Below are 11363 nucleotides of genomic sequence, written 5' to 3'. Positions count from 1 at the left end.
TAAGAGCAATACAGTAAATAATGATTTGTAGTTTTATTCCTAGCTAGTAAAACCCCCACTGATTAAAGTTTTACTTTATGAGATTTTTACGCATAATTGTAACTAAGGGAGATGATTTCAAATTGAATAAACAGAATATCAGCACAACAGTTTCAGGAGATTTAATTATTACCCATTTAATTGGAAATATAAGAACAGATGATGTGTATGAATGGTTTAATGGTTTTGAGCAAGTTTGTCAGCAATTCATTTCCGAGGGACGGAAATACAAATTGTTGGTGGATAGAAAAGGATACACGCCAAATCATTTTTCTGTTCAAAAAGCATGGAAAGATAAGTTCTTCAATGAAACTATTTTGAATCACAGTAAGGCAATTGCGTTTCTCCTTGAAGAGGGGGAGATAATGAATTATTTACAGCAAGCCAATATAAAAGAATCTGTGAAGTTTTTTGATGATTATGAACAAGCGCTAAGTTGGTTGAATGAATATCCCATATAGAAACTTTATTAAACTAGTTTCTCGCAATCAACTGGTTTTTATATATCCATAATGTTGCGGTTATCGTAAAATTCATTAGCTTATCAGTTTCCAACACAATTGTTTTCTTCGCAGATTCTTGTCTAATTGCTTGTACGATGCTAAAAAGTGACGAATAATTAGTCGGAATATTTTAAGATAATAAAAAAGAAGCTTAGTAAAAGCTTCTTTTTTATTACTATTTTTCACATGCAACTCCATCGCCATCACGATCAAGATGTGAGTCATAACCTGGTTGTCCTTTATATAGAGGAGCTTTCCCGGCAGCTCTAACTGCGGCACAATTTTTGTAATATGCACTACTAGTATTTCCTGAAGCAGGTTGTGTTTGAGCTTGCTGTGCTTTTTGCTCTTCTTGTTGCTTACGAGCTTGTTCATCAGCCTGACGTTTTTGCTCTTCTTGTTGCTTACGAGCTTGCTCATCAGCTAAGCGTTTTTGCTCTTCTTGTTGCTTACGAGCTTGCTCATCAGCTAAGCGTTTTTGCTCTTCTTGTTGCTTACGAGCTTGCTCATCAGCTAGGCGTTTTTGCTCTTCTTGTTGTTTACGAGCTTGTTCATCGGCTAGACGTTTTTGCTCTTCTTGTTGTTTACGGGCTTGTTCATCAGCCTGACGTTTTTCATCCTCTTGCTTACGAGCTTGTTCATCGGCTAGACGCTTCTCATCTTCTTGCTTTTGAGTTTTTTCGTCCGCCTCTTTTTTCTTTTCGCTATCTTTCTGTTCTTCATTGTTAGAAGCAACTTTTGTACTAGTTGCTGTCGTTTTTTCAGAAGAAGGATCTGAAATACCTGATAGCGCAACAAAAATGACAAATAATACGGCTGTAATAATAAATTGTTTTTTCGCTACACCTGTTTTCTTAATAACAGATAAGATTGCTAGAACAAGGAAGAATATAAATAGAATGAAACTTAAAGTAGAAAAAAACTCGACGACGGGGTGTTCCGATTTTGTTGTACCGGCCGTTATTAATATAATAGAAATCATAAAAAGAATAACGGTAGGACGTCCATATTGTTTTGCTTTTCCATTTTTCTTAAAGAATGAAATAATACATAAGATTAAAAGAATAAAAGCAATAAAAAATAAAGCTGCACCAATATTACTTAAAATCGTCATTTTCATACCTCCATTTGTAAGATTCTTCTTATTGATTATATAGGAACTTATTGGATATTACACGTTTTATATAAATTTAGAAAGTTAATATTTTTACTAGACTTATAAACATTTATTTTATATATAGGGAAAAATAGATATATATCCTATTACGTTTTGAAAGAGATTTCATAAATTATAGTATATCGATTGAAAGGAGGAGATTTGAATGGAATTCCAATTGTTGGTAACTTGTATATTACAAGAAGGTAATGCTTACTTTTTAGTAACGAAGGTAGACGATGTTATTACGTTAAAAGTACCGATTACTGCGGGAGTAGCAGGTTTATTTTTAGCTTTAGGTGTACCAAGATGTTCTTAATTTAAATCTCTATAGTAGAAGGGGAAGGGACATGCCTTCCTTTTCTACTATTACATAATATAATTATGTAAACTTAAATATCATATTTGTGATAGCACGTTTGAAATGGACATGCATATACTATAATGTTTCATTGGATGTTAGCGGTGAAAGGTAGTTTTAATAAGTACATCCAGTGATGTTTTTAAGTTATGAAAATAAAAGAGGTGCTATTATATATGAAAAGAAAAACATTTGATATTCCAGTTACATTGCGAAGAGAGTGGTTTTTACTAGAGTTAGCTTATTTAACGAAAAAATATGGAATTGAAATTGCAACTAGCAAAATGGATGCTGCACCGTTTTTAAGAGATCAAGTTACAGAATCAAAGATAGGGAAAGGGTTACAATACGATAAATATGATGATGAATATATAATTGAAAATTAAAGGGTAACAACAAAATTAAATTAATTTATAACAAAATATAAAATAAAGCAGATTCTAAATATAGAATCTGCTTTATTATGAAGTACTTGTAGTCAACTAACCTCTTTCTAGTGTTTTTCCTACATATTTCTCTTGCGTTATTCCAAAAGATTCACGAAGAATGCGAGCATAATCTTTAGATTCTATTGGTCGTTTATTTTTAGTGCCTTTAAAGGTTTCTGTATAATTTTTATTTGTTAATGATATGTGACCATAAGTAGTTAATTTACAAGTGATAGCCCCTTTATTAAAAGGAGATTCTTTATGCTCTACAATCACTTTTTGAATGTTATTCACTTTTTTCTCATCTATTGGATCTACAGTGAAAGCATAGCCTATTTTCCATTCATTTGAAGGTTCAGATTGTAAGAAACTTGTAGATTCTCCGTTAGCTCCTTTTCTCATTTCTAAAATATGCGTACCTTTTCGAGTATTTCGCTTACGAATTCGATATTCTCCTGTTTGAGAGGAGATGACTTCTCCGTTAAAAGGGACTGGATGTAAAGGGAGATGAGATGCAAAACCTGCATCCACAACATAATCTTTACCCTCATGACTTAATATGATAATGACATGACCATCATCGGGTTTCCATTTATTATCGTACAGATCATAAACAGTACCGGCTACTTTGTATACTTGAAACCCACAATCAATTAAAAAATAATACAATAAGGAGTTTAATTCATAACAAAGTCCACCTCGTTTTTGAATAAGTAACTTTTCTATTAAGTTATCTTTTGAGATATTTTTAATAGTACCAGCCATAATATCAAGATTTTCATAGGGGAGAATCATTCCCATTTTTAAGAGAATTTCATCTAAATCATCAAATGTTATTTCTTTTGCAGGAATTTTTAAGCGTTTAAAAAACTCCTTTTGTAAATTGGTCATCATAAAGTATTCTCCTTTCTTTTTACAGAATTTTCTTCTGCTCACCGATAGGTTAGTACTTCTAAAAAGTTAATTCAAGTGCGCGGAAATTATCATAATATATGTTTCTGGAAATGTGATTTTATATTCTGAAATTTCAGTTTAATTTTTAATCGTAGGAAAGTCTTATAATATAAGCTCCTTTAAAATTAGTTTGTATTTAATGAAAAGAAAGTACATATCTTTATTATATTTTTAAATAACTAACTAGTAATAAAATGTTTTTTTACTAAAATTTTTTCAAGATTTGTATGCTTTATATAAACAATATTGATTTAAAAAATATCTGGATGTAGCTAAGTTAACAATTATTGAGAAACTTTTTTGTCGTATTCTATCAAAAGGAAGAGGTAGAAACAAAGAGAATAACGAGAGTTAAGGAAGAGGGTATACAACTAGTAACCTTCTAAAAATAGGGCTAACATCTTTTTAAAATAAAAGATTAGCTATTATTAAGGAAGGGAAAATATAAAATATTATAAAGAACACCTTCTTTCAAAAAAATAGGGGGAGTAATATGCGACTGATGAGAAGATGCGTGGCCTTACTAATTGTATTTTTTATCATGGCTCCAACGATTAGCACAAATGTACAGGCAGAAGTTGTAAAAGAGCTTGGAAAGGGGTTTCCTGATACAGAAGTATTCACACCTGGAGAATGGTTTTTAGGCCAAAAACCTGCTAATTATGATGAGAATAAACCGCCAATTCTCTTTGTACAAGGAAGAAATGGTAATGCTGATAGTTGGTATGGAAAGACAGTATATCATGATATAAATGATATGTATGATTATGCTTTAAAAGCAGGCTATCAAACAGTGTTTATACAATTGTATGATGCAGCGGGGAAAGGTTCGGCTAGTCAGTGGGATAACGGAAAATTGTTGGCACAAAAACTTGAAGAAATATATAATCATTTCGGTAAGAAAGTTAATATTGTAGCGCATAGTAAAGGTGGAATTGATACACAAGCTGCATTAGTTGAATATGGTGCGAATCGATTTGTTGGAAATGTTATTACACTTGCTACACCGCATCACGGCTCAAATTTAGCAGATTTGTCATATAGTTGGTGGGCAGGGTGGCTTGCTTCTATATTAGGTCAAAAAGATGATGGTACGTACTCGTTACAAATAGGTGAAATGGCAAAGTTTCGTTCAATAATAGATAACAACCCAGCAGCTAAATTAAACCGTTACTATACGGCTACTGGAACTAGCTGGGGGCCAACATTTTCTGCATTATCTATGGGTGGGTTATATTTATCATCGTACGGTTCAAATGATGGACTAGTAAATGAATGGAGTGCCAAGCTATCGTACGGTACACATTTATTTACAGATTCCAGATTTGATCATGACAATATAAGAAAAGGATCAGCTGTTTTTGCACGAATTGAACCATATTTACGTACGACAAATGTGGGGTTACCAGCTTTAGTAGCATCCAGCACTAGTTCAAATGAAAATCTAGAACAATTAAATACAACTTCAAATCAAAATATTTTAGGAGGCGAATTACCACAAAATCAGTGGATAGAGCAAAGTATTTCTGTTGATAAAAAGGCTGAAGGAATAGTTTCTGTACTAACTGCTTCTTCTGATGTTGAAGTACAAATGGTATCTCCAAAAGGAAAAATCTATGCAAATAAAGATAGCGCTATAACTACTAGTGAAGGCGAATCTTTTTTTAATGGGGCGACAATTAGAACATTTAAGTTTGATAAATTGGAAGTAGGCGAATGGAAAATCAAAATGATGGCGAAGCAGTCGAAAGATGCATATTTAGTTGTAAGCGATTACAAGGGTGGCGCGCCATTTGTTCTTCAAATGCCTACAAAAGTTAAAGTAAATAAACCTGAGTATAAACTGAAAAAATCACCTGTAGCACCTGAAATGAAAGGGGATCTTTCCATAACAGTAAGAGTCGTTAATAAAGAAGGTAAGTTAGTCTCTGAATTTAATGAATTACAAAATGTTAATACGAATACATTTACAGGTGCTTTGAAAGATATAAAACAACCGGGAGTATATAACGTTACGATGGATATAAAAGGGATGAATAAAGAAGGAAAATCATATAATCGTACGATTGTTAAGTCGGTTTATGTAGAGAAATAAGGAAGAATAAATAAGTATAATAAAAAAGTGCAGAAATCTTGTGTTAGAAAGAATTCTGCACTTTTTTTGCGTGATGAAAGATAATAAAAGTCGAAGAAAACTGTTATTCAATAAAAAAAGATGCTGAAATAGCATCTGAATGTAAAGAAATAATATTAACTTAGTTTTGTAACTGTTAATTCAACTGAATTTATACCATTGTCACAAGTTACAATACTTTGACGATTAAAACCACTATTATTTCTAAGTTGAAGAGTTGAATTAGCAGGCACTGTAACAATCGTTTCGCCAACGAGTTGAAGACATTCGTTATTTGATGAAGTATTCATTTGAATAGCGAAGTCACCTTGACTATTAGCAAGTGGATTGTTATTTAAAAATATAGTTATGACTGGGATATGTGGAAATACAGGATTTAAAGTAGTATTAATACTGGAAATGAACGAAACTCTATAATCACCAAATTGTCTAAAGTGTATAGTAGTAGGATTTAGTAAGGAAACGCCTCCTGCTAAAGGTCCAACGTGATTAAATGGAAAAGGATCGCCAAAAGGAACAGTTATAAATTCAGTTTGCCAAAAAGTTCCGTATGCAGGACAGCTGCGTTTATGTGAATGGTCACATGAACATTTTTTATACGAGTTTGAAGAATGATAGTATGAACCCAATATATTACCTCCTATTCTTAATAAATTTAAACCACATAGTAGTTTATGAAGGTGAATCACAATTGGCGTGTATGCTTGTACTATAAAAGGAGATAGATGTGGAATATAAAGTGGTCAAATGATGAAATGTAGTATTTGGGTATTACCTGTAACACCTTTTGAAGATGATAAGGTTCATAATTTGATAGAAAAATAAATGGAATTTCTAAATAGATTGAAGTAACGAGGAAACGTTTATCCCGCTATTTTCCGAGCAGTAAGACTCCCATCTCAAAATTCAGCGAAAGCAAAGAAGTTAGGTGGGGATGAACAAAACCCCCACTCATTAAAGTTTCACTTTACTATATTAATTTCGTCTGACAAACAGCAATATTATCTTTCGCTGTATGGATGTTATCATTTGGTGAAGTTATGGCATTTAACTGTATGTATATTAGGTTATTCAGTTTATTTTTTTATTTGCGTAGCTGAGCAGGAAGAAGTCAGAAAATATAGAATAATGTACATATGAAGCATCGTTTGTTTTTGGTGTGAATAGTAATTAAAGATACGCTAAAATATTTAAAATTGTAACGAAAGAGAGATTAAATAATAGAGGGAGCAACTTACATGGAAAATATATTAAAGGTATCTTCAAAATCAAGCCCAAATTCAGTCGCGGGTGCAATAGCGGGTGTACTAAGAACAAGTGGTAATGTGGAAATTCAAGCGATTGGGGCTGGAGCTATAAATCAAGCGATTAAAGCAATTGCGATTGCAAGAGGGTTCGTCGCTCCAAGTGGTATTGACTTAGCCTTCGTACCAGCATTTCAAGAGATTTCTATCAATAATGAAGATAGAACAGCGATTAAATTAATTGTAGGTCCTAGAAAGAAAAGGTCTTAGTAGAAGAGAGTGTTACTATAAGGGGAAAAGACCAATAGACTTCCCATGTTAGATACGTTATTTTATGTAACCGATCCTTGGGTGTGGACATAGCATTATGCCGGACGCATGTCTGTTAAGTTTTCCTTAAACTTAGCGAGTGTTCTAGATACTTAAAAATGCCAAATCCTTTGTGATATAAGGGATTTGGCATTTTTGATGTTTTTAAAAATAAACAACCCTAAAACTGCTCATTTAGAAGATTTAGTTTTAGTAGCGGCCATTGAACGTTTTTATGATAGTTTACCTGATAAATAGAAGAGTTTACCAATGAAAAGTAACTGGGGGATTCAAAAAATGAATCAAACTATTTTAGAGAAAGTCCTAAAATTTCGGGATGATAGGAACTGGAAGCAGTTCCACAATCCTAAAGATTTAGCTATTTCTCTTTCTTTAGAGGCGAGTGAGTTGTTGGAGAATTTTCAGTGGAAAAGCAGTGAGGAAGCTGTAGAAACAAAAAAAGAAGACATGAAAGATGAGTTGGCAGATCAATTGGATATTGACTTAGAAGAGATTATTATAAACAAAATAGAAAAAATAATAAAAAATATCCAGTAGAGAAATCTCGAGACTCTAAAAAGAAATATAATGAAATTTAAAAAAGGTGGAATTAAATATGTTATATCTTTTTACTGCAAGTAATGATAGTGCTATAAAAAATTTGGAAGCTACTATTGAAAAAATATATCCTATTTCTACATGTTTAGCAGATTTAGATGCCGATACAGTAACTAAACTTAAAGATAATGAATTACATGAGAATGTATGTATGTGGGGAGCAACTCCTGGTTCTTCAAATGTTGATAGATGGGAAAAGTTAAAAGAGGGTGACGGGATTTTAGCATATTCTAAAGGGGAATTTAAGTTTTTCGGGACAATTTTTGCTAAGACTCATAACCCAGATGTGGCTAGAAAAATTTAGAAAACAAACGATAATGATGAAACTTGGGAATACATCTATTTTATTAAGGACCTAAAACCTGTAAACATTAAAGCAATCGAATTCGCAGCTTTCTTTGGCTACAAATTGAACCATACACCACAAGGATTTACTAATATTGATTCGGATTTTAGTAAAGTAAAGATTGCAGAAGAAGAGAAATCGGAAAATCGAAAAAAAACTAAAATGGAATCTGGTAGGGAAGTATGGCCTCGTGATCCGAAAAAAGCTAAACAAGCTATTAAACAGGCAGAATTTAAATGTGAAATAGATGACACACATGAAACATTTGTATCGGAAGCCAGCCGAAAAAATTATATGGAGGCCCATCATCTAATACCGTTAAGAATGCAACATGATTTTGAAAATAGTTTAGATGTTGTTGGAAATATAGTTAGTATATGTCCGAACTGTCATAGGTTGATTCATTATGGAAGAGACAAAGATAAGAAAAAAGTTTTAGAACTTCTCTTTGAATAAAGAAAAGATTCTTTGAAGAAGTTCGGTATTGAGGTATTTCTCAAAGAGCTATTTGGATACTATGGAATTCTAAAATAAGAATATTCATAGCTATAGGGAAGGTAGAATGTTTCATACTTAAACATAGGTATTATTGTGATGGAAATTTAAATTTCGTCTTTTGAAAGTATCAATAATTTGTATTATTTTTATAGGGTTATATATTTTTCTTTTGCTCTGCTGTATAGCAGAGCTCTTTTTTTGTCGTACAAAAGCCACCTATATATGTGAAGTGCACCCCAATTGTTAGGCTGTGTCTAACAATTGGGGTGCACTTCAGTCCTGTCGGGCGGCTTCTTTTAATTTATATTCACCAATTCATCAAACTTAAACTTAGTATTCAAACCAAAAGCATCTGTACAATATATAGTTTTCGTCATCGGTTCAATATGTAATACATTTATGTACATGTCTTGCACCATTCCATCACGATAGTATGAGATATGTATTTCTTCTTCCTCGTGAAAAGATTGCATTAACGCTCTTTCTATTCGTTCCATAGTATCTTGTGTTAAAAAAGGTTTAGGTACTTTATATTGTTCCTCAAACATTCTATGTATTTCCTCGTATTGCTCCGGTATTGAAGCAAACGGATTCCATTTCATCATACCTCTTCCACGTACTACAGGAAAGCCGTTATATTCCATGATGTAATACCTCACTTTTGTTTTTTTAACTCCACTACAAACAAACGTGTGTTCTTTTTTGGATTTGAAAAGGGACCATTTTGTTAACATGAATATTCAAAAATGATTTTTTCAAGTTAGAATATTCAAAAACTTATTTATGCAAACAAGCATGTCATGATAACATTTAACAAAAGGGGGTAGAAGTAGATGAGTGTTGACATTATTTCTAAAGAAGAAATCACAAAATTATTAAACGACTGGTATCAAGCTATGATTTCACAACGTGTATTACAGTCTCAGAAAATAAAAGAAGATATTGCAAATAAAATCAATAATATTAAGGAAGACCAAACAATATTAGTCTACTACGCTTTATTGAATGCACGGTATAAACTGCTAATTCGGGATATGGATAGTACAAAAGATATTCTGGACAAAATCGAGCCTTTACCAGAGTCTACAGAAACATTTTTAGAGTACTATCATCATTTATTTAAAGCAATTTACGCTATTAATAAAGCAAATCATAGTGAAGCAAGAATGCAATTTGAAAAAGCTGAAACGTTTTTAGAGTACATGCATGATGAAATTGAAAAAGCTGAATTTAATTATTGGCTTGCAGTCCATTACTATCACGTATTAAAACCGATCCTAGCAGTTCAATTTGCTACAAAGGCGAATGAAGTATTTTCAATTAGTCCAGGGTATGAATTAAAAACTGCAGCATGCTTAAATACTTTAGGAATGGCACACATTCGACTAAATGAATTCGAAAGTGCAGAGGAATATTTACTTTCAGCACTAGGTACCTTCCAAAAATCTAATGATGAACTTCTTATTAAACGAGTTAAGCATAATTTAGGACTTTTATACGCAAGTCAAAACATGCCAGAGTTAGCAATTAAACACTTAGAGGATTCATTAGAAAATAACGCTAAAACTATGTTTCTTTTAGCAAGAGAACATTTTAAGTTAGGTTATAGTCATATCGCTAATGAATATATTGAGAATGGCTATAAGATTAGCGACTTATGTTATCGTCATCATTTCCGAATTTTAAAAGCAGTACATAACTATGTACCGCAAGAAGAATTAGAAAATGTGGTTATAGAAGGTATTTCGTATTTTGAAAAAGAAGAATTATATGATTGGGTAAAAGAATATGCTTCTCTTTTAGGTGAAATATTCTATGGTTCAGAAAATCATAGAAAAGCAAGCAAGTATTTGCACATCGCTTTAGATGCAGACAAAAAGAGCATAGAAAGAAGGGCGCTAAAATGAAAAAAGCAATCTTATTAATGATGATGTTATCCGCTGTTTTTACTTTTGGTCTTACTAATGCAAAAGACATACCACAAAACGAAGCAATTGAAGTGTTTATGGATCATGGAGAACATATTTAAAACCTAAGGAAGAGGGCGCTTATAGTGTCCTCTTTTTAATATCTATTATTTATATGATGAGGTTGCAGGTACATCTTTTGGTTATTGTTTGATAAACGTAAGATGTTTCTAAAAATGTGTATACAAAGGTGTATTTTTGTACTGTATATGTTCACGTACTATATAAAAAAGTATGAAAATCTATAAAAATAATTATTTCAATAAAATTTGTTTTAGATATTAAAAAGTGCCAAAACCCTTGTGGTATAAGGGGTTTGGCACTTTTGTGTTTTTTATATTTTATCAAATAAACAACCCTAAAACTGCTCATTCTTCTCCCAAGATTCAACGATATAATGTGCAATCGTCGGATTGAAGCCTTTACCAACTAAAAACATAATCGCAGCAACTTCTGTTAATGCGTGTTCGTGTGATGTATGTTTTGCTTCATTTAAACCGTAATCTACCCATGGTTTTACGAAATCTAGTACAGGTTTCTTGAAAGGTAAAAATTGTGTACCGACAACTTGTTGAATTTGTTGTTGTGTTGGTTCAGTAATTGGTCCAGGTGGTAAGATTTGTGGTTGTGTAATGTCTAGTGTTGGTCCGGGCGGTAAAATTTGTGGCTGAGTTGGATCTATTGTTGGTGGTTTAGGTGGTGAGACACGTGCGTCGTAGTTTGGTTGATACATTTGTTGTTGATATTGCGGTTGTTGTGGTTGAGTTGTGTATGGGTTTTGTGGTGCTGCATATGGATTTTGTTGA

Annotated in this window: 14 protein-coding genes and 1 pseudogene; 10 read left to right on the top strand and 5 right to left on the bottom strand. The window is 32.4% G+C overall.

The genetic code is table 11. The features are described from left to right. Nucleotides 1–77 precede the first annotated feature (77 nt). Complete coding sequence (locus MR107_RS15455) at nucleotides 78–500, top strand: SpoIIAA family protein (RefSeq protein WP_078404081.1); 423 nt, start codon at nucleotides 78–80, stop codon at nucleotides 498–500. A gap of 217 nt (nucleotides 501–717) precedes the next feature. Here the strand turns inward: MR107_RS15455 and MR107_RS15450 are convergent, their stop codons facing one another. After that, on the bottom strand, nucleotides 718–1656 hold the full coding sequence (locus MR107_RS15450; RefSeq protein WP_226368557.1) for an excalibur calcium-binding domain-containing protein: 939 nt from the start codon (nucleotides 1654–1656) through the stop codon (nucleotides 718–720). Between the two features lie 208 nt (nucleotides 1657–1864). Here MR107_RS15450 and exsG point away from each other — a divergent pair, with 208 nt between their 5' ends. Both exsG and MR107_RS15440 read left to right on the top strand, forming a co-directional pair. Next, nucleotides 1865–2017: an exosporium protein ExsG gene (gene exsG / locus MR107_RS15445; RefSeq protein WP_000395679.1), complete on the top strand. Its 153-nt coding sequence runs from the start codon at nucleotides 1865–1867 to the stop codon at nucleotides 2015–2017. 218 nt (nucleotides 2018–2235) lie between these two features. Then, nucleotides 2236–2445: a hypothetical protein gene (locus MR107_RS15440; protein ID WP_000824197.1), complete on the top strand. Its 210-nt coding sequence runs from the start codon at nucleotides 2236–2238 to the stop codon at nucleotides 2443–2445. Nucleotides 2446–2541: 96 nt separating this feature from the next. Here MR107_RS15440 and MR107_RS15435 read toward each other — a convergent pair whose 3' ends face one another. After that, nucleotides 2542–3381: an arylamine N-acetyltransferase family protein gene (locus MR107_RS15435; protein ID WP_059303890.1), complete on the bottom strand. Its 840-nt coding sequence runs from the start codon at nucleotides 3379–3381 to the stop codon at nucleotides 2542–2544. Nucleotides 3382–3934: 553 nt separating this feature from the next. Here MR107_RS15435 and MR107_RS15430 point away from each other — a divergent pair. Next, nucleotides 3935–5536 carry an esterase/lipase family protein gene (locus MR107_RS15430; protein ID WP_001238705.1) on the top strand — a complete coding sequence of 534 codons (1602 nt, stop codon included), beginning with the start codon at nucleotides 3935–3937 and terminating at the stop codon, nucleotides 5534–5536. Between the two features lie 155 nt (nucleotides 5537–5691). Here the strand turns inward: MR107_RS15430 and MR107_RS15425 are convergent, their stop codons facing one another. After that, entirely contained in the window at nucleotides 5692–6204 is a 513-nt protein-coding gene (locus tag MR107_RS15425) for a hypothetical protein (RefSeq protein ID WP_000536148.1), read from the bottom strand. Between the two features lie 609 nt (nucleotides 6205–6813). Here MR107_RS15425 and MR107_RS15420 point away from each other — a divergent pair. The 4 genes from MR107_RS15420 to MR107_RS15405 all read left to right on the top strand — a co-directional run bounded on the left by MR107_RS15420 (nucleotide 6814) and on the right by MR107_RS15405 (nucleotide 8548). Continuing rightward, nucleotides 6814–7089: a stage V sporulation protein S gene (locus MR107_RS15420; protein ID WP_000427799.1), complete on the top strand. Its 276-nt coding sequence runs from the start codon at nucleotides 6814–6816 to the stop codon at nucleotides 7087–7089. Nucleotides 7090–7398: 309 nt separating this feature from the next. Then, on the top strand, nucleotides 7399–7686 hold the full coding sequence (locus MR107_RS15415; protein ID WP_002025705.1) for a nucleoside triphosphate pyrophosphohydrolase family protein: 288 nt from the start codon (nucleotides 7399–7401) through the stop codon (nucleotides 7684–7686). Nucleotides 7687–7744: 58 nt separating this feature from the next. Then, nucleotides 7745–8050: a hypothetical protein gene (locus MR107_RS15410; protein ID WP_000966110.1), complete on the top strand. Its 306-nt coding sequence runs from the start codon at nucleotides 7745–7747 to the stop codon at nucleotides 8048–8050. Nucleotides 8051–8155: 105 nt separating this feature from the next. Continuing rightward, the gene (locus MR107_RS15405) at nucleotides 8156–8548 is read left to right on the top strand and encodes an HNH endonuclease (protein ID WP_001016941.1); all 393 of its coding nucleotides are present in this window, start codon (nucleotides 8156–8158) and stop codon (nucleotides 8546–8548) included. 338 nt (nucleotides 8549–8886) lie between these two features. Here MR107_RS15405 and MR107_RS15400 read toward each other — a convergent pair whose 3' ends face one another. Further along, nucleotides 8887–9234 carry a YolD-like family protein gene (locus MR107_RS15400; RefSeq protein ID WP_075676935.1) on the bottom strand — a complete coding sequence of 116 codons (348 nt, stop codon included), beginning with the start codon at nucleotides 9232–9234 and terminating at the stop codon, nucleotides 8887–8889. A 189-nt stretch (nucleotides 9235–9423) separates the two neighbouring features. On the opposite strand from MR107_RS15400, the gene MR107_RS15395 reads away from it, so the two are divergent. Together MR107_RS15395 and MR107_RS15390 are read left to right on the top strand one after the other, a co-directional pair. After that, nucleotides 9424–10497 (top strand): response regulator aspartate phosphatase, encoded by a 1074-nt coding sequence (locus tag MR107_RS15395; RefSeq protein WP_000109855.1) that lies wholly within the window; start codon nucleotides 9424–9426, stop codon nucleotides 10495–10497. Next, nucleotides 10494–10619 carry an aspartate phosphatase gene (locus MR107_RS15390; protein WP_000709201.1) on the top strand — a complete coding sequence of 42 codons (126 nt, stop codon included), beginning with the start codon at nucleotides 10494–10496 and terminating at the stop codon, nucleotides 10617–10619. The genes MR107_RS15395 and MR107_RS15390 overlap by 4 nt, the downstream gene beginning before the upstream one ends. Nucleotides 10620–10915: 296 nt before the next feature. On the opposite strand, the pseudogene MR107_RS15385 reads toward MR107_RS15390, so the two are convergent. Further along, nucleotides 10916–11363 (bottom strand): annotated as a pseudogene (locus MR107_RS15385) (hypothetical protein); the annotation flags it as partial.

The sequence above is a fragment of the Bacillus cereus group sp. BfR-BA-01441 genome (assembly GCF_022663075.1).
Classification (GTDB): Bacteria; Bacillota; Bacilli; order Bacillales; family Bacillaceae_G; genus Bacillus_A; species Bacillus_A cereus.
The sequence above is the reverse complement of the archived record's forward strand: the minus strand, read 5'-3'. Positions and strand labels throughout refer to the sequence as shown.